Below are 23,418 nucleotides of genomic sequence, written 5' to 3'. Positions count from 1 at the left end.
CTGGCTAAACCTGATGTAAGGTTGATCTATAATCCACTTAAATCCAAGTTGTGGGAGTATCGAATATGCCCAGAAAAAAGAAGCCTGTTATAGAATACCGACACTACAGTTTGCCCATCAACTTTCCTGTCTTGCTATTAAGCGGTGAACGCTGGAAGATTTCTGATATTAAAAGTGAGCACCTCCATTTTCATAACCATTTGGAGATTGGTATTTGCTATTCGGATGGCGGCTTCATGGAGATCAAAGGAGAAACTGTCCCCTTCAAAGCCGGGGATGTAACTTTCATTCCCAGGTATCTTCCTCACACCACGTACAGTTCGCCAAATACAGCCAGCCTTTGGTCTTATATCTTTTTTTCGCCAGAGGATCTTTTTCAGCATTCTCTTAAAAGCGCTTACATAAATTTCGAGCCAAACTTGTGGGTGATGAAGGGAACGAACTGTATCTTAAACAAGGAGCAGCATCCCAAGGTGTATACACTTGCGACTTCGATCGTAGAGGAATTACAACAACAGAATCCTTACTGTCAGGAAAGCGCCTACGGCTTATTGCTCTCCCTTTATATAGAATTTCTCAGAATTCATTCCAGAAATGAATCATTGGCAGATGCAGACACAGTGCATAGCCGGAAAAACAATTTTGCCATTTCTCCGGCTTTGGAGTACATCACGAAAAATTATATGACACCCGTTACCATTGATTTTTTGGCTGACCTGTGTCATTTAAGTACAACTCATTTCCGCAGAAAATTTCATGAAATTATGGGGACGTCGCCCCTTGATTTTCTAAACAGCACCCGAATCGAAGAGGCCTGCAAGCAGTTAAAAAGCACAGAAGACTCCATTCTTTCGATCTCCGAGCAAGTCGGCTATCGTTCCATTTCCAGCTTCAACCGATGCTTCTCCAGGCTTATGGGAGAGCCCCCCAAAGAATGGCGTAAAGGGGCTCAATCCGAAGCACAATCGGCCAAAGCGTCAATACTGGAGTTTACGGGATGGGTTTAATTTTGCCAAACTGAATCCAGCAGCTCGTCCACTTCCTGAATTCGGGTCACTGATGGTGTTGGTATAAGATTACCTCTCACCATAACCATAGCTACATTCGACAAAGCTTTTATATCATCCAAAGGGTTGTGCTCCAGCACAATTAAATCTGCCTGCTTTCCGATATCAATGCTCCCCGTAAGATGATCGATGCCTAAAATTTCCGCATTAGATTGGGTGACCCGTTCGATGACCTGACCTGCATTCAGTTTCGTTTGTCTCATATAGTGGTCCAGTTCCCGCCAAATATCATAGTGAGTGACGTAAGACATTGCGGCATCCGTTCCAATCCCAATTTTGATCTCGTGTTCTACAGCCTGACGCAGCCCCTTCAGCATGGAGTCGTACACAAGCCGCGAATTTTCCTTAACCATTTCATTCACCTTCGTCAGGCTTGTGTCCAGTTTCGCAACGGGATACCCAGCCTGCAAAGTAGGAATCAAGGCGGTATAGCCCTTTAATGCCCGAGGATTGTTTTTGTACAGACTTATAATCTCCTCATCCATCTCCGCACCATGTTCGATGGTATCCACCCCGCCCTTTAGCGCGATTCTTACGCCTTCGGTACTTTCCACATGGGCTGCTACGCGCATACCTATCTTATGGGCTTCCTCGCAGACGGCAGCAATCTCTTCCTCCGTCATTTGCAAGCGGCCCGCTTCGCCGATCATGGTCGCATCGGTAACCCCACCGGTCACGCATATTTTGATTAGGTCTACTCCGTTTTTCACATTAATTCTTACATTTTTTCTCGCTTCCCATGGCGAATCGCCAGTCAAGGCCAAATAAGGTGCCCCATGACCGCCCGTTACGCTTAGGAAATACCCGGACACCAAAAGGTTGGGACCCACAAACTGGTTTGCATTGATTTCATTTCGAAGCTGTGCATCAGTGTAAAAAAATTCACCGACGCTGCGCATCGTGGTTACACCGGAATGTAGTGCCGTTAGAGCATTTTTCCTCACCCGTTTTTTTAACACACTTCGGCCCAGTCTCGTATCCAAAATATGATGGAATGCAAAATTTAGCAGCCCTTCGCTTACAGACAGCGTAAATGGCTTTCCATCTGCAAAGAGATGGACGTGCGCGTTGATGAGACCAGGCATCACATATTTCCCTGATAAATCGATCGTTTGATAATGGCTAGGGATAGCCAAATCACTTGATTTCCCGATCTCCTGAATCAGCCCATCTTCGTGAATTAAAATCGTCATCATTTTTTCAACGTCTTTTTTCGCGTCCCCATAAATCACATTGCAGTTCTTAAGTGCATAACCTGTTCCCATCGTGTCTCCCTCCTGTTGCGCTCATGGTGTTCAATAATGAATTACCTATTCATTTTTGAAATAAAGAAATAGGGACTGTCTTAATGCTAAAAAAATGATAGACCGTCCCGCAAATATTTCCCTATGTGTCGACATTATTCATTCAAGCCTTTTAGTCCATGCAGCCTGTACAGGTTAAGCGTCTCAAAAATCCGTTTCCGGCGATCAGCGCTCATATCCCTCTTCAATAAATCCAAAATCATATTAATAACACTATTGGCAATGATACTGAGCAAAATCATATTTTCGTCAGTTTCGATTTCATATCTTTTATAAGTATTTTTCAAATAGGGCTTCTTGGTTTCAATCATCAGATCGATTAGTTCTTTTTTGGCATTACTGTAGATCGTCCCTTTGCTTTCTTCAAAAATAATGACAATCTGCATGCTATATTGAGTTAATAGGTTGATTTGTTCGTGAACAATGGCCGATTTTTTTTCGTTATGGATTTCTCCAAAAAAGGTCTGGTTATCGATATGAATGCTTTCCACTAACACATTCTTCAAATAATCCACTAAAGACGGCGGAACAACCGTATAAAATAACTCTTTTTTATTCTTAAAATAAGTATAAATATTTCCGACAGAAATTTGGATCTCATCCGCAATATCGCTCATTTTGGCATCTATAAAGCCTTTACGAAAAAACACCTTTAAAGCGGCTGACTCAATTTCTTTTTTTACTTCATCTTTTTTGGCCTGTATGATGAGCACCTTCATTCAATAATGAATAAATCATTCATTTTTAGTGTAGTTCAGTGGTTTGGGTTTGTCAAACCCGAGCAAGACAATAAAAACTTTGATAGTTACGATAGACAATAATTCCAATTGCATGGCTACACCTATATAGATAGACTTATGCTACCAAGCAGGGATTTCTAGAATATAGCAATATAAAAACAGGGAAAAGACATGATAGAAGCCGGTTTGCCCCGTTCTCCACTCCACTTTTCCCCGATTTCTTTCAAATCCTATATTCATATCTTCAGTGAGAACAACCCTGACACGATGGGCCTCCATCAATAAAAGTTATTTATTTTCATAACGTACTACGCCGTAACTCATAAAAATACTGCACAATCGGATGCTTTAACTTCATCTTCTCAGACATGTTTAAAATTCGCTTTTTCCCAACTCGTCTGTCCACTAAAGCTAGAATATTCAATAAGATATCATTACTCTCTAAGCTATCCTCTATAGAAGTAGTTAAAAAGTTATTAGCTACAACATTAAAATTAGACTTGCTTAATGAAGCCTGTGCTGCCAAAAGCTCCTTTGCATGCTCTGATATTTTTCTACCTCTTGCAATTACTTGTAGACGATCCTCCGGAACGTTCCCATGAGTGTCTTTTCTGACCGTTTCAATTTCTTCATTGCTGATAGGAACTTGGATATTGGGATCATTCTTGATTTCCTGCTCCGTCTGATACCATCTGATTGGGTTAGTTACATCACTCATATTGAGTATGTTCTTTTTGTCTACGGCAATATAACAAATTCCAGATTTATCAGGTAAATAACGGTAACTGGTAGCTCGGTATTCGACCCTTCCGTCTAACGCAGGACAGCGGAAGCTCTCCAGTTGTTGCTTCAATTTACTCCAGGACATATATCCTCCTATGTTTTCAATGCCTATTAACAGTCCATCCCCAACTTGGCAATTTAATTTCTACGTTCCTCTACCTCATCATGATCCTTGCTTCCAAACTCATCAAGCAATGTACGCACTTCACTTGTTGATTTGGCGTTCATCAAGCTGTTTCTGAGTTCACTTGCCCCCCGGAATCCACGGACATATATTTTGAAGAAGCGGGCGAGAGGACTGAACGAACGTGGCTCCTGCGCTGAATAATGATCATGGAGATCTAGATGAAGCCGCAGCAGTTCAAGCAATTCCTCACTGCTGTGATCCTTCGGCTCCTTCTCAAACGCAAATGGATTCTGGAAAATACCACGCCCAATCATAATGCCATCCACTCCATATTGCTCAGCGAGCTTCAGGCCGGTCTGACGGTCAGGGATATCCCCGTTAATGGTCAGCAGTGTATCTGGTGCCACCTCATCACGAAGTTTCTTAATCTCCGGAATCAGTTCCCAGTGGGCCTCTACTTTGCTCATTTCCTCTCTTGTCCGCAGATGAATGGACAAATTCACAATGTCTTGTTTCAAAATATGGGTTAACCAGTCGCGCCATTCGTCTACGGCAGTGAAACCGAGCCTTGTTTTTACACTCACGGGCAATCCTCCGGCTTTGGCGGCTTGGATAATATCCGCTGCGATTTCGGGACGGCAGATCAGACCGCTTCCCTTCCCATTCTCGGCTACATTCGCTACAGGACAACCCATATTAATATCGATGCCTTTGAAGCCTTCTTTCGCCATACCGATGCTCATTTCACGGAAATATTCCGGCTTATCTCCCCAGATATGGGCCACTATGGGCTGTTCATCCTCTGTAAAAGTCAAACGCCCGCGTACACTTTTATTCCCCTCCGGGTGACAATAACTCTCTGTATTCGCAAACTCCGTAAAAAACACATCCGGTCTGGCTGCTTCACTTACGACATGGCGAAACACAACATCCGTCACATCTTCCATCGGTGCCAGTATAAAAAAAGGTCGTGGCAAATCACGCCAAAAATTATTCGTCATATCAAAAACTCCTCTATAAATACCAGGACAAATCTTTGGTCCTAAAATGGTAAAGCTCACCTGCTCATATCCTTGCTTCTTCTTCACATATCACATGTTTAAGCAACGTAGTTCAAACGGCAGTATATGTTAAGCATAGACATCTAAATGAGTATATCATACTCAATAGAGGAGCATACTCCCCAAAAGACTCACAAAAAAAGGAAGAGCGCCGCCCCTCCTTGCCATCTTCTATAACGTACTGCGCCGCAGTTCATAGAAATACTGCACGGCATAACCTCCCCCAGCCTATGCTGTTCCCAAGCGAATGGCTTAAAAAAAGAGCCGAGGAATAACATCCTTGACCCTTTTCGTCAATTTCTACACATGAATACCCAAAATTTTCAGCTGATGCCACATGAGCATATGTATCAACATCTACACGATTTTGGTACGTTTCGATAATCTTATTGATGTTTTTATCAGTAAGTTTGTTTTGATTTTCACCTTTTTCAAACGCCAATGCACCTCAACAATTAGTCTTTTCTGACCAACAGCGCAACACTCTCCACATGCACCGTATGCGGAAACATATCTACAGGCTGTACTTCCACTGTACTATACCCGCCATCCTCCAGTATCCTTAAATCCCGCGCCAGTGTGCTTGGATTACAGGATACATACACCACGCGCGCTGGCTTCATCTCCAGAATGGTGTCGAGCAGGCGTGGATCGCAGCCCTTGCGAGGAGGATCGACGACGATAACGTCGGCGGTGATGCCTTGCTCTTTCCACGCAGGAATGACATCCTCGGAGGCGCCTACCTCGAACTTCACATTGCGCATTTCGTTCAATAGCGCATTACTTCGTGCATCGTCGATGGCTTCTTTGACGATCTCCACCCCATACACCTGGTCCGCATGCTGAGCGAGGAACAAAGAAATCGTGCCAATGCCACAATAGGCATCAATTACCGTTTCTTTGCCTGTGAGTCCAGCATATTCGACGGTTTTGCCATACAGCACTTCCGTTTGTACGGGATTCACCTGATAAAAGGATCGCGCGGAAATCGCAAACTGTACGTTTCCAATGTAGTCGTAGATCACGTCACGTCCCCACAGTACACGAGTCTCGTCGCCAAAAATAACGTTCGTTCGCTTCGTGTTCACGTTCTGACATATACTTGCCACGTGTGGGATGTGCTCACGAATACTACCAATCCACGCATCCGCGTGTGGAATATCTCGCCCATTCGTGACGAGCACCAACATCATTTCACCTGTGCGGAAAGCGGTCTTTACAACGACATGGCGCAATAGCCCACGTCCGGTTTCTTCATTATATGCACTGATGCCCAGCATTCGGCCAATCTCTTTGACACGTGCGACAACTTCGTCATTACGCTCGTCCTGAATGAGACAGGTATTCATATCCACGATGCGATGGCTGCCACGTGCGTAAAAGCCGCCGACAAGCCCGCCTTCGGTGACACCAATCGGCACCTGGGCTTTGTTTCGGTACCGCCAAGGCTCACTCATACCCAGCGTAGGATGCACGACTACACCTTGTACACGCGACACGTGATCTGCACTTCCATCCGCAGAGTCAGCCAAAACCTCTGCAGTATGCTCACTGGACTCCGTAGCCACACTCAGCTTTCCGATACGTTCCAGCACATCCACTACATGCTGTCGCTTCCAGCTGAGCTGCGCTTCATAGCTCATATGCTGGATCTGACAACCGCCACATTGATCGTAGATGGCGCACGGAGCTGCAATCCGGTCCGGGCTAGCGTGCGTAATATCCAGCAATTTGGCATAGCCATACTGTTTTTTCGTTTTTAGCACCTTGACCTGTACCTTTTCACCCGGTAACGCACCTGGAACGAACAGCGTAAACCCCTCGACACGCCCCACACCCTCGCCATCGTGGTTCATGCCGATGATGTCTATTACGACCTCATCGTTCTTTTGCACAGGCAGATCGCTACGCTCTGCACTAGACCGTTTACGATTGGAAGCTTCCTGATTCCGTCTATCGTTACTCCGTTCACCTTTGGAAAAATGACGAGATTTCCGTTCATCCCCCCGCTTTTTTCGATCCGAATTATCAATATTTCCATTTTTATTTTCGTTTCCAGTCCGAAGCATTCTATTCCCTGCTCCAACTCGTGACTGTTCCAGTTCTCTCTCTTTTTTCGCCTGTATGGTCTTGTGGTGCTGCTTTCCTTGAACTGGAGTTGCTGTTGCTGTATTCCGGCGGCTTTTTCCACGTCCGCTACGGTTATTCGTCATGGTTGTCACTTCTTTCTGTTCTTCTTTACATGCTTATCTTCATTTAGCCGTATCATTCAAATCGTCATCTAGACGATGTTTAAACATCAACTCGAAAATGCCGTTACTCCCCACGGAGAACGGCAAGGACCGATATGTTCCCTACAAAAAACAACTACCTACTCTGCGTTCTGTATATCGAGCTACTCAACCAACCGGAAATAAAATCATTTCCGATCCTCTTCCTTATCGAAACACATTCAAATGATGCGGAAGATTTCGGAAGGTCGCTGGCAGAGTGCCTCCTAATTCGCCATCCAGATTAAGCTGGACATAGCCAGGTGAGGTCACTTCCATGTAATCGGTTCTGAAATAAACGATTTTTTTGTCCTGCAAGTGCTCCCCGCGTAGCGCCAGTGTAACCAAGCGAATCATTTCTGCCAGATTGCATTTGCGCACAGCGATGACATCGAGCAGTCCATCATCTATTGTCGCCCCGGGAGCAAGCTTTTCAAACCCGCCGACTGAATTCGTATTTGCGATCAGGAAAAGCATAAATTCGTCGTGGATTACTTCCTGACCCGATGCCTTGATGATTAGCTCCTGTGGTGCAAGGCTGACCATCTTCTCCATACCTTTGAAATAGTAGGCCAATTGGCCAATCATCGTTTTGAGCTTGCTTGGAACTTCGTACGTAAGCTCGGTTAAAGTTCCGCCGCCTGCGATGTTGATAAAGTAGCGGTCATTGGCTTTTCCGATATCCAGCGGCTTCGGATTTTGACGAATAACGAGGTCACAATAATCCTCCCAATGCCTGGGAATGCCCAGTGCTCTGGCAAAATCATTTGTCGTTCCCAGAGGAAACACACCCAGCGGTGGGCGATTTTCCCTTTCAGCCATCCCGTTAATGACCTCATACAATGTACCATCGCCACCAGCGGCAATAATCATATCATAGCCACGCTCAACGGCCTCTGTTGCGGCACGCGTTGCGTCCCCTTCCCCTGTAGTTGCATGGCAAGAGGCCTCAATACCACCTTCATCGAGGCGCTGCAAGACATCCGCAAGGCGACGCTTCATTTCCTCACGCCCAGAGGTCGGATTATAGATTAATCTAGCTCTTTTCATTCCGTTACGCCACCCGTATATTTAATGATATTTATGTTCACATCACAGTTCATCACATTCAGTCTGTACAAAATATCATCATACTGGAAAAAGACCTCTTTTACAATAAAAGAAGCCATTCACTATCCAAATAAGGAAATTTCAGGTTACAAATACTGTCGCCGAATTCAGATCATCTTATTTATTATCGGTCCTTGCTTGCTCCTGCATATTCTGGAACAGTTCACGAATTTGTCTATCCATCCAGCTTGTAAGCAAAGGGTGCGGCAACAAAGGATCTCCTGAATAACGGTAATCCAGTCCCTGTAAGCGTTTGGGAATCATATGACTTGTGAAATACCCCGAACTCAAAAACAGCGGTGCCACAATAACATCATGACCCCGCTCCTGATTCCAATACGCTGCCTTGTCATACACATGCTCGGGATTTAGCAAAGCGTAATCCGTGATGATGCCACTCACGTTCTGCACCGTACGGGCCAACGAGAAAATCCCCCGCTCCCAGCGCTGAAGAAAGCCATGGTGCGCGCTCCCGTGTCCTACGAGTAAAATAACCTCTCTCGCAGGATCGACCGACAACGTGCGAACCTTGTCCCACACCATGCGGGCAACATCCTCGCCCTCATCCAATGGGTTGCCAAAATACACACGTGCCTTCAATCGAAACGGCTCCAAATCTGTTTCTTTGTCAGGCGCAGCTTTGACTCCCAGCGCATAGCTAATCTCATCTACATGCGTACTGCCTGAGGACACAAATAAAGGAATAACCAGTAAATCTGTTACTCCCAAGGCTTCCAGACGATCAATGCCATTTTGGATCAATCTTCCTTTAACCGTTTCCAAAAATGAAACCTCTACTGGCATTGGTTCCGGCAATTGAAGCTTTGCAACTGCCTGATCCACCTGTTCCACCCAGTATGGCTCTTTAGAGCCATGGCTGATAACCAGTATACCAGGGCTCCGCATTAGCGACCCAAACGTTCCAGAGTCATTTTATATCCGTCATTCCCATAGTTCAGACAACGTTTAACACGTGAAATGGTGGCTGTACTGGCCCCTGTCTCAGCTTCAATCTGATTATATGTGCTGCCTTTGCCAAGCATACGGGCAACCTCCAGACGCTGGGAGAGGGATTGGATTTCATTAATCGTGCACAGATCATCAAAGAATACATAGCACTCTTCCAAATTTTTAAGAGTTAAAATAGCTTCGAACAATTGATCGATACTTTTATCATTAAGCTTTTTAAGCTGCATAGATTATCATCTCCCAAAGGTTACAATCTCTCACCATTGTACCTGAGAAATAGTCAGTTTTTCAAGCATTAACGGTTTCACGCATTACAGAACAACATTATACGACTACAGAAGCATACCGTACGAATGCCCAAATCCGCTTTTATACCTAATTTAAGGACACGTGCCTAAACCCACTGTGCGTTTGTAACATACAGTAGAGTATCAATCTGCAAAGGAATGTGATCTCATGCCTGGACATTACTATCATCGGAGGGCGCAAACGCGCTCCATTTCCGATCCGTATAGTTCAACTCCTTATCCTGGACTCGATCCCTACAGCGAGGTTCCACAAGTCGATTCCTCAGCCGTGGTACCTTATGAGGCACCAGCGAATGTAACCGATTCTGCCGTGGTCACGCCAGATCCCGCCCCAGCCAAAGGAGGACTGCTTGGAGGCCTTGGTAATCTTGGTAATCTCAACGATATTAAAGGCTTTATCGATCGTATGGGCGGTATTGACGGGATTGTTGCTACCGTTGGCAAGGTACAAAAGATCATGTCTAGCGTGCAGCAATTTGCTCCAATGGCTAAACTGATTATGGGCTCGCTCCCAGCATTCAACAAAAACGCAAGCAAAAATTCTCCAACAGAAGTTGCTCAGGAACTGGATGAATATACGCCACCACGCCGACGCCGAAAAAAAACGCAGCGCAAAAGCACCACTACACCGCGCAGACGTCCGCGCAAGCGCACAAGAAAGTAGACTATATTATTTAAACCAGCCTCGGCGAATAAACCACACCACCATCGCTACACTCAATAAGAACATAAAGAACAGTACGCCAAAATATCCATATCTCCAGCCCAACTCGGGCATATTCGAAAAATTCATACCATAGATTCCTGCAATCAGTGTCAAAGGCATAAATATGGTCGTAATTACGGTCAGCGTCTTCATAATTGAATTCATGCGATTGGAATTAAGCGATATGTAACTATCTCTCAGGTCGGCTGTCATCTCGCGGTCGGCCTCCAGCATGTCCGTCAGCTTCAATAAATGATCATAGATATCCGTAAAATAAGCCATATGATCCCCTTGGCCCTGTACATGCTGCGAGTTTAAAACTCGGTACATTAGATCACGCATCGGTACAATCGTACGGCGCAGCTTGAGCAACCTGCCACGCAGGTCAAACACCTGCTTCATTAATTCCTCTACCGATTCGTGTCCGCCTACTCCTTCCAGCTCGGCTAATTCATCCTCAATGATGAAGAGGCTTGGAAAATAGTTGTCTACCAGCTTGTCCATCACCGTATAAGCTGCAGCCAGCGGGCCGCGAGACCATATTTTTCGTTCATTCGCATGCTCGACAATCCGCTCCCAGGCTTGATCCAGCTCCTCTAGTTCATGATGGTGATATGTAACCAAAAAACGGCTGTTAATAAACATATCTACTTCTTCTGCCTCTAATGTATCTGCATCAAGCGCATGTACCACCAGAAACTGTACATCCTCGTAATAATCCAGTTTGGGACGTTGCAGAACATGCATACAATCCTCCACAGCCAGCGGGTGAAAATGAAAATAACTCGTCAGCATCTCCGACTCGCGATCTGTAGGCTCGTTAAAGTCGGCCCAAATCCATATGTAATCTTCCATGACAATCTGCTCTAACGGTTGTCCCACCGTCACTTGATGATCGCGACCTATAGTCAATGTACGTATCACCGTACGTCCCCCTCGCTTATACTGCGGTCTTATACGTTATTTATATTTTATATAAGCCATTCCACATTATACAAATCTCAAGTTCTATATTCCTATATACAACACAAGAAAAGGATATGTCAGGTTCAATCCCCCCTAACATATCCTTAAAATAATTCATTCGTTATCACTTAAATCTTTTTTCATTTCTTATACAGCTGTGGGATGCCCGGGTTCCACCATTCAAATCGAATGATGCTTACTCGCTATATCCCCTTGGCGCAGCAAGCAAAGCGCTGCGCCAATTCCCTCTGCCTATCCCCACCTATTTAAAAGTGGCGCAGGCTTTTGCGACAAAGGAGCAGATTCAGCGGGCAGTAGCGTAGTGGTCCATTTGAATCTGGAGAAGCGAAGCGCTCGCCTTTGCTCCTGAATTCTAGCCTTTTCATGTGTCATACAATCCAAAAAAATTCAGGGGCAACAGCGATCGGAAGATCAAATGGAACGCGGAGCGTCACACACATCTCTATCTACGCTCAAAGTAAACCCTGCCCACTTACAATACTTTCTCCAAGAAGCTTATAGTCCGCTCGTTTTTCGGATTACCAAATACCTCTTGTGGCGTTCCTTCTTCCACGATATAGCCACCATCCATAAACACGACACGGTCGCTTACTTCCCGTGCAAAGCCCATCTCGTGCGTTACGATCATCATCGTCATACCTTCGCGAGCCAGATCCTTCATCACGCCGAGCACTTCGCCTACCATTTCAGGGTCAAGCGCCGAGGTTGGCTCGTCGAACAGCATAATGTCCGGATTCATTGCCAGCGCACGTGCAATCGCCACACGCTGCTTCTGACCGCCGGAAAGCTTCCCTGGCAACACGTCTGCCTTATCAGCCAAACCTACACGGTCCAGCAGCTTCATAGCCGTCTCCCGGGCCTGTGTCTTCGTCTGTTTGCCCAGTTCAGTCGGTGCGAACATAATGTTCTTGAGCACCGTCATATGTGGGAACAGATTGAAATGCTGAAACACCATACCTATATTTTCACGGACCTTGTTAATGTCCACGTTTTTGTCACCCAATTTGTAGTCATCAACGATGACCTCACCAGCAGTAATTTCCTCCAGCATGTTCATACAACGCAAAAAGGTGCTTTTTCCCGAACCAGAAGGGCCAATGACGCATACAACTTCGCCTTCCCGTACTTGCATGTCAATGCCTTTTAGCACCTGGTTACTGCCATAGCTTTTTTTCAGGTTTTTAACGATAATTTTACCCACGGCGAACTCTCCCTTCAAGACGGTTGGAAATTTTGGTCAGGACTGTAATGACGATAAGATACATCACCGCAACGACCAGCCAAATATCAAAGGATTGGAACGTCCGTGCGATAATGATCTTACCCGATTGAGTCAATTCAACCAGACCGATAACCGACAGAATGGACGTATCCTTCAACGTAATAACCAACTGATTGATAAACGACGGGATCATGATTTTCACAGCTTGTGGCAAAATGATCTTCAGCATGGCTGTCCGGTATGGCAAACCAAGCGAACGAGCAGCTTCCATTTGTCCCGGATCGATGGATTGAATACCCCCACGAATAATTTCAGTCACATAAGCACCAGCGTTTAGGGATAGCGTCAACACCGCCGCGACAAAAAGCGGCATTTTAAAGTCAAGTGCCTGCGGAATACCGAAGTAAATAAAGAATGCAAGCACGATCAGTGGAATACCACGGAAGACATCAACGAAAACCGTTGCAATACCACGAAACACCTTGTTATGACTTACTTTCATAAAACCAAATACCAGTCCCAGTAAAAAGGCTATGAGCAAGGATACCAGGGTGTACAACAGCGTATTTCCCATCCCTTTAATCAACGCAGGCAGTGAAGCAGAAATAAGCTCCCAGCGGCTGCGTTCCACAGGGGCCACGCCTTTACCAGACTCACCAAGGTATTTGGACATAATTTTGTCATATTCCCCGCTGTTGCGAAGATTCACAAGCCCTGCATTGAATTTCTCCAGCAGCTCCGCATTTTTGCCTTGGTTGACAGCGAAACCGTAAGAACCGCCTTTTTCCTTATCGGTCACGAGCTTAAGACCATTGTTCTGAGTCACACCGTAGGCCAATACCGGGTAGTCATCAAAGCAGGCAACCGAATTCCCCGTCTTAACTTCATCATACATTTGAGAAGAATCGTCGAATGGAACCAGAGTAAAACCATATTTACCCTTAATGGATTCCGCGAACGTGTAGCCTTGTGTTCCTGTTTTGACAGCGACACGCTGTCCTTTCAAGTCCTCATAGCGCTTAATCGTATCATTATCCTTGCGGACCGCCATGACTACACCTGAGTCAAAATAGGGCTCGGAAAAATCAAATTTCTGCTTGCGCTCATCGGTAATACTCATTCCGGCAATAACCCCATCCACTTGATTCGTTTCAAGGGCCTGCACTGCCGCGTTAAAGCCAAGTGGCTTGATGGTATACTCAAAATTCTGATCCTTGGCAATAGCCGCCAGCAAGTCCATGTCGATTCCGACAAATTTACCATTTACATCTTCAAACTCAAAAGGCGCGAACGTTGTATCCGTGCCGATATCATATTTTGTTTTATTTTCTGCGTGGGCCACTACACCGAAATTACCGGCCAGGGCAACCACAGAAAACAAACAAATCATGAGTGCTATTAGTTTTCTTGGTCTTTGCATAAGATCCTCCAGTCAGTTGAACGGTTCAAAGTTTTCTGTTTATTCTACAGGAGTTATTAAAAATTGACTACTTTGATGTCAGGTATTTTTTAAAAAACATCTCATGGAACTATCTGGATATGTGAACTTTGGAGATGTATTTTTGCCCCAGAATGCCAATAAGCCCCTGCCGCAAAAAGCGGACGGAAGCTTATTGTATATCCTATATTGTATGTTCTTTTTCAGGGATTCATGATGAAAACTAGAAAAGAATTTTGAATATCAAACCTGACAACACCGCAGAAATAGGAATTGTAATTACCCAGGTTATTACAATACGACCAGCTAATGACCAGCGAACCGCGCTAAAACGTTTCGCAGATCCTACACCCAAAATTGCCGAAGTAATAGCGTGAGTGGTGCTTACTGGTAAATGCAGCATGGTAGCTGTAAAAATAACAGAAGCTCCCGAAACGTCGGCTGCGAATCCATTGATGGGATCAATTTTAAAAATCTTGGTTCCCATCGTTTTGATGATCTTCCAGCCACCAATGGACGTACCCAGTGCCATAGCTGTTGCAGCTGAAATTTTCACCCACATGGGTACTTCCAAATGGTCTTGATACCCTGCGGAGACGAGTGCGAAAGTGATAATTCCCATCGCCTTCTGAGCATCATTCGTACCATGTGTAAACGACTGAATAGCGGCCGTAATTACCTGCATGGTGCGGAACCCTTTGTTCACCGTATGCGGACTGCGATAAGCAAAGATGTATTTCAAAATCATCATTACGATGTAACCGACAACAAAAGCAATCAACGGGGAGAAAATAAGCCCCTCAACAATCCCAATGAAGCCGCTCCAATTTAATTTATCCTGCCCTGCACCGACATACACCGCTCCAGCCAATGCACCAATCAATGCATGAGAAGAGGATGAAGGAATACCAAACCACCAAGTCAATAGATTCCAGATAATGGCGGCAATCAACGTTGCAATGACGATATCCGTTCCGTTCGTAAGTTTGGTTGGATCAGCGACACTACCACCGATGGTCTTGGCAACCCCGGTAAACAAGATTGCTCCGAGAAAGTTCATTATCGCAGCCATAATAATCGCACGTCGCGGCGTCAATGCTCGGGTCGAGACCGAAGTAGCAATTGCGTTCGCCGTATCATGAAACCCATTGATAAAATCAAATGCCAGAGCAAGAAAAATAACAATACCTAACACCAGTAAACTTGTATCCATGTAAAAGGACTCCCTTACGAGTTACGCATAATGATGGATTCCAGCATATTTGCAACATCCTCGCATGAATCCGTTGTCGTTTCAAGGCGTTCGTACAATTCTTTACGTTTAATCAGTTCAATAGGATCAGTTACAGTTGCAAACAGGTTTTTGATGCAAATACGCAGCAATTCATCCCCCTGATTTTCCAGATCATTCAGGCGAATGGTGTATTCACGAATAGCCAGCAATTTTTTCTGTGAAAGCAAATGTACCGCCTTCTGAATTTCGTAAGCTGATTGACGCAAAATATCAGCGAACTGCACAATATACTCGTCTGGCTCTGTAATGTTGTACATATAAAAACGAGAGGCTGTCGCTTCAAGACCGTCCAGCACATCATCCATGGTCGTTGTCAGTTCCATGATGTCGTCGCGTTCGAGCGGCGTAATGAAGGTCTTGTTCAACTCAGTAATAATCGTGTGTGTGTAATCATCACACTTATTTTCATACTTCTTCATCTCATTGGTAAACAAAGTCACATCTTGGAAATTTGAAGTATGTTGGGCAAAATAATCGGCTGCTTGCACGATCGTATCTGCCATATTTTCCAACGTCTCGAAGAATATATCCTTTTTCTTCAATCTCATAACGATTACCCCTTTACGAAAATATCCGCAACCTGTTTCGACTGCAATAGACAACCTTTGCTATCTTATCACACTCATCAATGTTTTTGTAATGTTTGTAAAAGCAAATTTCTAGATATACGTATACAATGCCCGACATGGAAGGTCATTATCCGACATTTTTTTCCTAAAAAGGTGTATTACGCTTTCTAATTTGCTTCTATTGTTACACGTTCCGCTAGTGAAGTATCTGCAGGTACCACATGTATATAGGATGTACCCGGTGTTAACGGGATTTCAACCCCATTTTTCATAAACCGGATCGCATCTCCAGATGTATGCTGCCACTCAGCACGTATTAACTTTCCTTGTTGAAACACCATGGCCTCTCCGCTACCGTCCAGCTCAACACTTAATCTGCCTACATCATCCAGTGTTCGATGCCTCGTACTCATCACAATAACATTGGCCGCTGAGAGCTGTTGATTATTATTTTGATCCAGATGTGACTTTTCGTTCACAAAACGCTTATATCGTTGATCGGCTGGATCGTAGGTATAGGATACGCGATAGCTTTTCAGCAAAAATCGGATGTGCACGGATGTAGCACTCTCGTCCACCATAACTGGAGTTTCGCCGGTTTTAAGATAACGATATACTGGAACCTCCGTCTGCTTCGCATACCCTTTGCTATCGCTTCCTTTACGCAGCCTATTTACATCGGTGTATAAATTATGTGGAGGACGACGATCTTTGCTTCGCCAGAAGTAAGCCCCTCCATTTGAAATCTCGTCCAGATGTTCTTTACGTTGTTGCTGCAAAATCGCATAAGCATCTGTACTTCCCCCTGCATGTATCGGCAACGCGCCATAGGTTTCGCCCAGTTCAATTAAATACGGCCGAATGCTGCGGACCGGACCAATCTTCACATCTCCGCCATGACTTTGGAAAAAAGCTACCAAACGGGTAATGCCGCCTTCTGCAAGTACCTCATATATCATGTCTGCTTGGCTAAGCCCTGCCTGTGGACGCGCAGCCGGGGCATTGTTAATCATAACAGCCAGCGGCCGCTCCACAACAGGCTGCTCCACCGGAAGCCCGGTAAGCGGAGCTGTAAATGCTGGAACAGATGGCTCCTTAGGCGGTTCAAGCGCCTCGTTCTCTGTTTCTTGCTTGGTCGGTTGGGGAACGGATTCAGATTCACCCGTGTTGGACATAGCAGAACAAGACATCATTGTCATGCATAACAGAGCTGAGGCCATTACACGCAACCAATAATTTCGTTGGGAAATAGGCCCGAACAAGTTCATCCCTCCACATAGTTATTTTTCTCATTATAAGCTCTTTTTCCTGTTTTTGTCTTGATTGAGGCATTCCCTCTCTATAGAATACTTATCTGAAGACATTAAAATTTAAAAAATATTTGGACTTTGTGATTTTTATCACAAATAACTGTAACTGAACCTAATACAATAAAGGTGTAGCAAAGATGATCATCCCCAACAAAATGAAATACAATCCATCATTATAGATTACGAAAGAGGAGTGGTTTGAATGTTTAACAACTGGTTACGTGAGAACAAAGTAGCAATGTGGTTGCTGACTGTAGTACGGGTATATCTAGGATATGAATGGATGACCCACGGACTTGAGAAGCTGACAGGTGGATTTGATGCAGGTGGATTTATCTCGGGGGCTATTGCCAAAACAGGTGGAGATCACCCCGCTGTACAAGGCTGGTGGGGATCGTTCCTTGAAGCCTTTGCCCTGCCGAATGTTGGTTTGTTCAACGTCCTGATCCCATTGGGTGAGTTCTTGGTCGGGGTTGGCCTGCTGCTTGGTACATTAACTACACTGGCTACTTTGATGGCTATGGTTATGAACTTCTCGTTCCTGTTCTCGGGTACAGTAAGCACCAATGCAATCTACCTGCTGGTTGAAATCTTCCTTATCGTTGCTGGTGCAAATGCCGGAAGAATCGGCTTTGACCGTTGGGTACTGCCCTTCCTGCGTGGACTGTTTGGTAAAAATAAAGATACTTATCAAACGGACCCCAATCGAAAAATAGCTTAATTACGCAAAAAACAACCGTTATCCTCTGGCTAATGGTTGTTTTTTTGTGCAGCTCTGCTGCTTCTCTTTGGTGTTTTTGTGAGCTATGCTGCTTCTCTTATGTGTGGCCATGCTGACCCTCCTCTATTTAAATGAACAAAGGAGTCCTCAAGTTTATCCTGACTTGGGGACTCCTTTTTCGGATTCAGCTTCTCTCCAAACGTTTACAAGTTGGATACAACACGGAATGTTCACGATACATTTCCCCTATACACTACAATTACAACAAAGAACGCAATGGAGGGTTATATCATGAAAAAAGTCACCAAAGCCTACCTCATGCTCGCAGCAGTAACTTTCACAGTCCAGACGATCGGATTGGGATCTACGACATCAGCCAAAGCAGCGACTTCTACTACAATATCCCAAGCAGAAGGTGTAGAGCATATTTCCAAAACCTTCGAGCAGCTACTACGCCAACCAGGCAAGCTACCTCAGGCATTCACTTATTTACAAAAGCATATCCAATCCATCCCTGCCTCTCAAGCTACCATCCTAGTGCTACACTTGGAAAATGCACAGAAACAGCAATTGGATTCATATGCACAGACCCTATATCCGACCTCTGTTCAAACTAAAATAAGTCAAGTCTATAAACCCGGTGATTCGTTCACCAATGTAATCAGCCGGACAAGTGATCCAAAACTGAAAAAATTACTCACCCAAACAAGAGATGCCGGCTACAAGCTCGAAACCGCAGAGGGCATGTTTTACCCAGTCATCAACTATGAGAAATATAAAGTATTCGGAAACGGTATAACCGCAGATATCCGCAGATATATTGACATCATGGCACTGGAATCCGGACAGGCGGCTACTAAGGATGCAGCACTACACATCGGTTATCAACAGCTAGCAGGACGAGTGCTGGCGCTGGAGTCCTTTATAAACCAATACCCACATTCCAATCGTACACAGGCAGTGAAGTCATTACATGATCTCTATTTCTTTTATACTTTTTATGGTACGAACAATACGCCGCTATTTGATGATGACAATGGAAAGATTCGCCCTAATGCCAAAAAAGGATACCAGCTCGTCGTTCAGCGCAATGGGGATTCGAAAAGTGTATACATTCAAAAGCTGAAGGCATTTATGACACTATTGGATCAAAACGAAGATAAGCGTACGACGCAAGTATCCACCTGGCTAAAAAAGAACGTGCCTGCTAATTAATCAAAGTAGCATACACCAAAAGAACTTCCAACCCCACACACCATGTGGTTTCGGAAGTTCTTTTTCTTACATTTACAGATTAATTCCTTGACCAAAAGCCCAACAATTGAGGCTTAATGAGCCAAGGACATACGACTGAAATAGCTTACGCGCGGAGCGATCACGATCCGCAGCCCCCATCACGTAAAACAGAGGTGAAAAATGCTCTATTCCATACGAAGGAACCGCCTGCTTGGCATATGGAGCCTTCTTGTCATATTGGAATAGATGGCGCAAATTCCAGTCTTGAAGCTGCTGTGCGATCCAGTCATCATATTGAACGGCCCAATCGGCTGGCTCACTCGTCTGCTTGAGTGTCCGCAAGTTGTGGACCAATCCCCCACTTCCGAGGATCAAAATCCCTTGTTCACGCAGTGGCGCCAGCATTCGTCCAATCTCGTATTGCTCCTGAGGATCGCGCCGTGAATCAATGGATAAGGGGACGACCGGAATGTCCGCATCAGGATATATATGCCGCAAAACCACCCATGCTCCATGATCCAGTCCCCGGTTCCGAACCGGCTGGTGGAACAGGTTATGCTGACTGAACAGATGCCCTATCTCCTCATACAGCTTTGGATCGCCTGGTGCAGGGTAATCAAGTGTGTACATTTCTTCGGGAAAGCCGTAGAAATCGTGCAACGCTGCATGCTGATCATCCGCGCCGATACATTGATCGGGGCTATCCCAATGCGCGGAAAAAATAACAATTCCTTTGGGTCGGGGCAGGCTCGCGCCCAGCTTTGCAAGAAAGCTGGTATATGCGTTATTTTCTACAGCCAGTGTCGGTGAACCATGCGCAACAAAAATTGAGGGTAATGTCATCGCTGCCAACCTCCACACGCCAGTATAGTGTTACTCTTTTATTTTACTCCGGCGGAGGCGCAATTTCCAATACAATCCGTTACACTCTGAAATCAGATCATCCAGTGCTGCCAATCCCGTTGAATATTTTCCTGTTCATCCAGCCATTCCAGTGTGCGGTCAATCAGCTGCTGCCGCTCTTTACCTGACGAGAAAGTATGATCTCCCTGGAAAATAATCTCCTTATCACAGCGTCCCTCTGGACGCATCCAAAATACCTTTTGAAACAGAAATGCATAATCCACAGGAATGATATCATCCGAGGTACCATGAATAACGAGCACGTCTCCGTTAAATTTAACGGCCTCTTGGAACGGTTGGAATTGAGCTAATGACTCAAAATAAGCAGGTGTGAACTTATATCCCAAATAGTCTGCATGACCGGCTTTAACAGACTCGTCATACACGCTTCGCTCCGTAATTTTAACGATATCGTTGAACGGATAGCCGACAGCTGACCAAAGGACCAGGTTTTGTACTCTTTTGTCCCGAACGGCTGTGAGCAGGGCAACGGCGCCCCCCAAACTGTGACCGATCAGCGTCACCTTGGTCGGGTCAATGTCCGCGCAATTCACGGCGTAATCCAACACAGTGCGTGTCTGATTGATCATGGATTCGAGCCCCTGTTTACCATATTCACCAGTGCTTTCTCCACAACCGGCAAAATCAAAGCGCAGTACAAAATACCCCCCTTCTGCCAGCTCACGCGCAGTCTTGACAAATAATCGATCTACTCCGATACGATTGCCCACAAAACCATGGCAAATGACAACGAGTGGAACACGTCTCTGACGCTCTCCCTCATTCGTACGGTTCGGATAATGAATTGTAGCGGCCAGTTCCTCATCTTTAAAACGAATTCCAATTTGCCGTTCCATCCTGATTCCCCCTGTTTCAAGCTTTACTACAGCATTTAATCAACTAAACTCATATAGTTAACGTCGAATATCCATCCAGGATATTCATTTACTTTAATTCCGATAAGTTTAATAAGTTTTATAGTAAAGTCAGTCTATCATCGCCCTGCTTCCTTGTCAACCTGTCAGTTCATACCGATATAGAAGTAAACAAATGGCGCTCTCCGATGTCATGCCGGAGAACGCCATATACCCGCTTATTAGAGTGCATCTGCTACATTAAAATAGACGAATTGCTACTCGTAGCTGTGCCTGAACATTTGGTGGGTTTCGATTCGTCCCTCCCACTCCAGTTTACAAGAGGCGCCGTTATTTTGATCCTCATGCCACAGGCTACGGAAGCTCTGTTCACCTAGTTCACCCGCAAATTCTGTATCCTCAGCCATTTCAGCATCGTCCAATATACGGTACGTTGGAGATGTCCCTCGAACGCTCCGGTGACTTACGTTTGCAAGCAAGGCTTTTCCGCTGTTCCCGTTCGGAGCACCTGCCAGTCGTTTTTGGACTGAATAATCTGCCTGGTTCTCCAGTTCCATGATGCTACATCCTCTCAACGTTTTATATTCAGGCTGCTCTATGTGCTCACCCTGTATCCAGTTTGAGGAGAATGCAGCGGTAATATACATAATGGAGAAAGGCTTTTGCCATCCGTCGTTTCCTCACGTATACTGTCTTTGTTACAAAATGGCGGTTCCATCAGCTTGGAATACGATCATAAAGCAGGAGGAAGCAATGAATAAAGCAAAAAATTATACGCTTATTGCATGGGTTGCCTTGTCCATGTTTTTCTTGACACAGGCGATTATCGGTTGGTTTATCACCTTTACAGGCGGGGATATCCAACCTTTTGAAAAAATTAGCCTTTCCACCCTCATCATCATTGCCGCAGGTGCCATTTTGCTAGTTGAAGCACTGATGAATTTCATGGATCGACCAGAAGAAGGCGAGGAGTCACAACAGCCAGACCATGCTCCCGTGAAGCCTCAAATGAATTTCAAATCCATCTTGATGTATGTAGTACTGGTTGTTGTCATTCTTGTCGCCGGACTTGCGCTGCGCAGTGTGTTGCCAGTATTCAAAATCTCCCCTTGGATGAATTTAGTGCTCGCAGCCATCGGCTTTATTGGACTCAAACCGATTTTTCTGCGTAAAAAACGTTCATAATCTCATAATCCTCACCGTGCTGGAGCTGCCTCATTACGGAACGGAATCGTAGCAGCTCCTTTTTATTTGCAATCAGCATCTGACTTAAAGCTCGGATATCGTTAGAAAAGCCGTATCCCTTACCTGCAAGAAAATGCATGGAGGAATACGGCTTCATTTACTTTAGCACTTATTTGGAAAATAATTGCTCTGCATTATCCAGGGCAATTTTGTGCCCCATTGCGGAGTAGTCCAGCCAAGGCTGTCCGTCCAGCATGTAGACATGACCTTGCTTCACAGCCTTAAGTCCTTGCCATACTGTATTCCCCTCTAGCTGCTTGTATACCTTTTGCGCATCCGCACCCTTACTGATGATTACCAGAATGGCATCGGCATCATAATCCGGCAAAACCTCTTGGGATACAACCTGATAGGCCTTGTTGATCTTTTCCACACCTTTGGCTGGCTTCAAGCCCAAATCCTGATACAGCAGGGGTCCCACTGGACGCTTCATGCCCATGACACGAACTTCCTTCGCTGTGACACGTACAGCCATGACGGTGCCGTCTCCAATTTTGGAATGAATGAGCTTTTTGACCCGTTCCTTCTGGGTATCATAATCTTTTAGAAAGGCATCTGCCTGTGCTTCATGTTTGACCATAACAGCTATTTTTTTCAATTGATCCTTCCATGTACCCTCATCTAGATCAAAAACCTCGGTTGGTGCAATTTTTTCGAACTTGGCCACATCGGTTCCCGAATATTTTTTGTCGAGGAAAATATGATCCGGTTGAAGCTCCAATACCGCTTCCATATCAGGATCTGTAACAACCCCCAGCTTACGAGTATTTTGAAGACGATCTTTTACATGGGGTAGAAAATCCTTCACATCTCCACCAATCACCGAGCCTGCCGGAGTAATACCTAGTGCCAACAGGTTGTTCGTCAAATGAATAGACATCGAAGCAATACGTGAATCTGCACTAATGGTGGTTTGGGCACTATCGTCCGCTTTCGTATCGCTAGCCTGTTTGTCTGCTGCTTGTCCACAAGCGGACAGCATGATCATGCATGCAACAAGCGACAGGGCTACCCATGAACGTTTAAACCTTGAACCCTCAAATCTATTTTTTCTCATGAATATTCTCTCCTATACTATAGAAGCTTTATTTTTAATGTTCAATTTCAGCGCTTCTAATTGGTTGTTGTTCCGCACACCGCATCATGTGCAGCATTGGACTGTATATGTAACCT

General features: G+C 45.1%; 23 protein-coding genes and 1 pseudogene. 5 read left to right on the top strand and 19 right to left on the bottom strand.

The window, feature by feature from the left end:
- Nucleotides 1-65: 65 nt before the first annotated feature.
- Nucleotides 66-1,007 (top strand): helix-turn-helix domain-containing protein, encoded by a 942-nt coding sequence (locus ABEW32_RS07805; RefSeq protein WP_430186302.1) that lies wholly within the window; start codon nt 66-68, stop codon nt 1,005-1,007.
- Here the strand turns inward: ABEW32_RS07805 and ABEW32_RS07800 are convergent.
- The 9 genes and pseudogenes from ABEW32_RS07800 to ABEW32_RS07760 all read right to left on the bottom strand — a co-directional run bounded on the left by ABEW32_RS07800 (nt 1,004) and on the right by ABEW32_RS07760 (nt 9,658).
- On the bottom strand, nt 1,004-2,332 hold the full coding sequence (locus ABEW32_RS07800) for a metal-dependent hydrolase family protein (RefSeq protein WP_430186300.1): 1,329 nt from the start codon (nt 2,330-2,332) through the stop codon (nt 1,004-1,006). The genes ABEW32_RS07805 and ABEW32_RS07800 overlap by 4 nt on opposite strands.
- Before the next feature lie 134 nt (nt 2,333-2,466).
- Nucleotides 2,467-3,090, bottom strand: a complete 624-nt coding sequence (locus ABEW32_RS07795) for a TetR/AcrR family transcriptional regulator (RefSeq protein WP_430186298.1) — start codon at nt 3,088-3,090, stop codon at nt 2,467-2,469.
- Between the two features lie 319 nt (nt 3,091-3,409).
- Nucleotides 3,410-3,979: an SF0329 family protein gene (locus ABEW32_RS07790; protein WP_430186297.1), complete on the bottom strand. Its 570-nt coding sequence runs from the start codon at nt 3,977-3,979 to the stop codon at nt 3,410-3,412.
- Between the two features lie 53 nt (nt 3,980-4,032).
- Nucleotides 4,033-5,022 carry a tRNA dihydrouridine synthase gene (locus ABEW32_RS07785; protein WP_430186295.1) on the bottom strand — a complete coding sequence of 330 codons (990 nt, stop codon included), beginning with the start codon at nt 5,020-5,022 and terminating at the stop codon, nt 4,033-4,035.
- 382 nt (nt 5,023-5,404) lie between these two features.
- Nucleotides 5,405-5,518, bottom strand: a pseudogene (locus ABEW32_RS07780) (N-6 DNA methylase); the annotation flags it as partial.
- Between the two features lie 19 nt (nt 5,519-5,537).
- Nucleotides 5,538-7,295 (bottom strand): 23S rRNA (uracil(1939)-C(5))-methyltransferase RlmD, encoded by a 1,758-nt coding sequence (gene rlmD, locus ABEW32_RS07775; RefSeq protein ID WP_430186293.1) that lies wholly within the window; start codon nt 7,293-7,295, stop codon nt 5,538-5,540.
- 225 nt (nt 7,296-7,520) lie between these two features.
- On the bottom strand, nt 7,521-8,402 hold the full coding sequence (locus ABEW32_RS07770; protein WP_025677329.1) for a diacylglycerol kinase: 882 nt from the start codon (nt 8,400-8,402) through the stop codon (nt 7,521-7,523).
- Nucleotides 8,403-8,579: 177 nt separating this feature from the next.
- Entirely contained in the window at nt 8,580-9,368 is a 789-nt protein-coding gene (locus tag ABEW32_RS07765; RefSeq protein ID WP_430186290.1) for a sirohydrochlorin chelatase, read from the bottom strand.
- Complete coding sequence (locus ABEW32_RS07760; RefSeq protein WP_007428885.1) at nt 9,368-9,658, bottom strand: YerC/YecD family TrpR-related protein; 291 nt, start codon at nt 9,656-9,658, stop codon at nt 9,368-9,370. The genes ABEW32_RS07765 and ABEW32_RS07760 overlap by 1 nt, the downstream gene beginning before the upstream one ends.
- A gap of 229 nt (nt 9,659-9,887) precedes the next feature.
- Here ABEW32_RS07760 and ABEW32_RS07755 point away from each other — a divergent pair, with 229 nt between their 5' ends.
- Nucleotides 9,888-10,403 carry a tyrosine protein kinase gene (locus ABEW32_RS07755; RefSeq protein WP_430186288.1) on the top strand — a complete coding sequence of 172 codons (516 nt, stop codon included), beginning with the start codon at nt 9,888-9,890 and terminating at the stop codon, nt 10,401-10,403.
- Nucleotides 10,404-10,409: 6 nt separating this feature from the next.
- Here ABEW32_RS07755 and corA read toward each other — a convergent pair whose 3' ends face one another.
- The 6 genes from corA to ABEW32_RS07725 form a co-directional block, all read right to left on the bottom strand.
- On the bottom strand, nt 10,410-11,369 hold the full coding sequence (gene corA, locus ABEW32_RS07750; RefSeq protein ID WP_430186286.1) for a magnesium/cobalt transporter CorA: 960 nt from the start codon (nt 11,367-11,369) through the stop codon (nt 10,410-10,412).
- A gap of 535 nt (nt 11,370-11,904) precedes the next feature.
- Complete coding sequence (locus ABEW32_RS07745; protein ID WP_430186284.1) at nt 11,905-12,633, bottom strand: amino acid ABC transporter ATP-binding protein; 729 nt, start codon at nt 12,631-12,633, stop codon at nt 11,905-11,907.
- Nucleotides 12,626-14,044 (bottom strand): amino acid ABC transporter substrate-binding protein/permease, encoded by a 1,419-nt coding sequence (locus ABEW32_RS07740; RefSeq protein WP_430186994.1) that lies wholly within the window; start codon nt 14,042-14,044, stop codon nt 12,626-12,628. Before ABEW32_RS07740 ends, ABEW32_RS07745 begins: the two co-directional genes overlap by 8 nt.
- A gap of 271 nt (nt 14,045-14,315) precedes the next feature.
- A complete protein-coding gene (locus ABEW32_RS07735; RefSeq protein WP_430186282.1) occupies nt 14,316-15,305 on the bottom strand; it encodes an inorganic phosphate transporter in 990 nt (329 codons plus the stop codon).
- Between the two features lie 14 nt (nt 15,306-15,319).
- Nucleotides 15,320-15,934 (bottom strand): DUF47 domain-containing protein, encoded by a 615-nt coding sequence (locus ABEW32_RS07730; RefSeq protein WP_013369515.1) that lies wholly within the window; start codon nt 15,932-15,934, stop codon nt 15,320-15,322.
- Nucleotides 15,935-16,122: 188 nt separating this feature from the next.
- Nucleotides 16,123-17,217 (bottom strand): DUF3048 domain-containing protein, encoded by a 1,095-nt coding sequence (locus ABEW32_RS07725; protein WP_430186280.1) that lies wholly within the window; start codon nt 17,215-17,217, stop codon nt 16,123-16,125.
- Between the two features lie 250 nt (nt 17,218-17,467).
- On the opposite strand from ABEW32_RS07725, the gene ABEW32_RS07720 reads away from it, so the two are divergent.
- Both ABEW32_RS07720 and ABEW32_RS07715 read left to right on the top strand, forming a co-directional pair.
- Nucleotides 17,468-17,986, top strand: a complete 519-nt coding sequence (locus tag ABEW32_RS07720) for a DoxX family membrane protein (protein ID WP_013369513.1) — start codon at nt 17,468-17,470, stop codon at nt 17,984-17,986.
- A 291-nt stretch (nt 17,987-18,277) separates the two neighbouring features.
- Nucleotides 18,278-19,201, top strand: coding sequence for a hypothetical protein (locus tag ABEW32_RS07715; protein WP_430186278.1), 924 nt, complete (start codon nt 18,278-18,280; stop codon nt 19,199-19,201).
- A 72-nt stretch (nt 19,202-19,273) separates the two neighbouring features.
- On the opposite strand, the gene ABEW32_RS07710 is transcribed toward ABEW32_RS07715, so the two are convergent.
- The 3 genes from ABEW32_RS07710 to ABEW32_RS07700 form a co-directional block, all read right to left on the bottom strand.
- Entirely contained in the window at nt 19,274-20,065 is a 792-nt protein-coding gene (locus ABEW32_RS07710) for a dioxygenase family protein (RefSeq protein WP_430186276.1), read from the bottom strand.
- 92 nt (nt 20,066-20,157) lie between these two features.
- Nucleotides 20,158-20,982, bottom strand: coding sequence for an alpha/beta hydrolase (locus tag ABEW32_RS07705; RefSeq protein WP_430186274.1), 825 nt, complete (start codon nt 20,980-20,982; stop codon nt 20,158-20,160).
- Between the two features lie 275 nt (nt 20,983-21,257).
- On the bottom strand, nt 21,258-21,557 hold the full coding sequence (locus ABEW32_RS07700; RefSeq protein WP_430186272.1) for a hypothetical protein: 300 nt from the start codon (nt 21,555-21,557) through the stop codon (nt 21,258-21,260).
- Between the two features lie 196 nt (nt 21,558-21,753).
- Here ABEW32_RS07700 and ABEW32_RS07695 point away from each other — a divergent pair, with 196 nt between their 5' ends.
- On the top strand, nt 21,754-22,185 hold the full coding sequence (locus tag ABEW32_RS07695; RefSeq protein WP_430186270.1) for a hypothetical protein: 432 nt from the start codon (nt 21,754-21,756) through the stop codon (nt 22,183-22,185).
- Nucleotides 22,186-22,354: 169 nt separating this feature from the next.
- Here ABEW32_RS07695 and ABEW32_RS07690 read toward each other — a convergent pair whose 3' ends face one another.
- A complete protein-coding gene (locus tag ABEW32_RS07690) occupies nt 22,355-23,302 on the bottom strand; it encodes an ABC transporter substrate-binding protein (protein WP_430186268.1) in 948 nt (315 codons plus the stop codon).
- Nucleotides 23,303-23,418: the final 116 nt, after the last annotated feature.

The sequence above is a fragment of the Paenibacillus jamilae genome (assembly GCF_050482105.1).
Taxonomy (GTDB): Bacteria; Bacillota; Bacilli; order Paenibacillales; family Paenibacillaceae; genus Paenibacillus; species Paenibacillus jamilae_B.
The sequence above is the reverse complement of the archived record's forward strand: the minus strand, read 5'-3'. Positions and strand labels throughout refer to the sequence as shown.

Bases quoted from the DNA above. Each gene is read 5' to 3' on its own strand.
- ABEW32_RS07700 (WP_430186272.1), bottom strand. From the start codon at position 21,557: ATGGAACTGGAGAACCAGGCAGATTATTCAGTCCAAAAACGACTGGCA.
- ABEW32_RS07710 (WP_430186276.1), bottom strand. From the start codon at position 20,065: ATGACATTACCCTCAATTTTTGTTGCGCATGGTTCACCGACACTGGCT.
- ABEW32_RS07785 (WP_430186295.1), bottom strand. From the start codon at position 5,022: ATGACGAATAATTTTTGGCGTGATTTGCCACGACCTTTTTTTATACTG.
- ABEW32_RS07690 (WP_430186268.1), bottom strand. From the start codon at position 23,302: ATGAGAAAAAATAGATTTGAGGGTTCAAGGTTTAAACGTTCATGGGTA.
- ABEW32_RS07705 (WP_430186274.1), bottom strand. From the start codon at position 20,982: ATGGAACGGCAAATTGGAATTCGTTTTAAAGATGAGGAACTGGCCGCT.
- ABEW32_RS07805 (WP_430186302.1), top strand. From the start codon at position 66: ATGCCCAGAAAAAAGAAGCCTGTTATAGAATACCGACACTACAGTTTG.
- ABEW32_RS07695 (WP_430186270.1), top strand. From the start codon at position 21,754: ATGAATAAAGCAAAAAATTATACGCTTATTGCATGGGTTGCCTTGTCC.
- ABEW32_RS07790 (WP_430186297.1), bottom strand. From the start codon at position 3,979: ATGTCCTGGAGTAAATTGAAGCAACAACTGGAGAGCTTCCGCTGTCCT.
- ABEW32_RS07715 (WP_430186278.1), top strand. From the start codon at position 18,278: ATGAAAAAAGTCACCAAAGCCTACCTCATGCTCGCAGCAGTAACTTTC.
- ABEW32_RS07735 (WP_430186282.1), bottom strand. From the start codon at position 15,305: ATGGATACAAGTTTACTGGTGTTAGGTATTGTTATTTTTCTTGCTCTG.
- ABEW32_RS07800 (WP_430186300.1), bottom strand. From the start codon at position 2,332: ATGGGAACAGGTTATGCACTTAAGAACTGCAATGTGATTTATGGGGAC.
- ABEW32_RS07755 (WP_430186288.1), top strand. From the start codon at position 9,888: ATGCCTGGACATTACTATCATCGGAGGGCGCAAACGCGCTCCATTTCC.
- ABEW32_RS07765 (WP_430186290.1), bottom strand. From the start codon at position 9,368: ATGCGGAGCCCTGGTATACTGGTTATCAGCCATGGCTCTAAAGAGCCA.
- ABEW32_RS07720 (WP_013369513.1), top strand. From the start codon at position 17,468: ATGTTTAACAACTGGTTACGTGAGAACAAAGTAGCAATGTGGTTGCTG.
- rlmD (WP_430186293.1), bottom strand. From the start codon at position 7,295: ATGACGAATAACCGTAGCGGACGTGGAAAAAGCCGCCGGAATACAGCA.
- ABEW32_RS07730 (WP_013369515.1), bottom strand. From the start codon at position 15,934: ATGAGATTGAAGAAAAAGGATATATTCTTCGAGACGTTGGAAAATATG.
- ABEW32_RS07740 (WP_430186994.1), bottom strand. From the start codon at position 14,044: ATGATTTGTTTGTTTTCTGTGGTTGCCCTGGCCGGTAATTTCGGTGTA.
- ABEW32_RS07795 (WP_430186298.1), bottom strand. From the start codon at position 3,090: ATGAAGGTGCTCATCATACAGGCCAAAAAAGATGAAGTAAAAAAAGAA.
- ABEW32_RS07770 (WP_025677329.1), bottom strand. From the start codon at position 8,402: ATGAAAAGAGCTAGATTAATCTATAATCCGACCTCTGGGCGTGAGGAA.
- ABEW32_RS07760 (WP_007428885.1), bottom strand. From the start codon at position 9,658: ATGCAGCTTAAAAAGCTTAATGATAAAAGTATCGATCAATTGTTCGAA.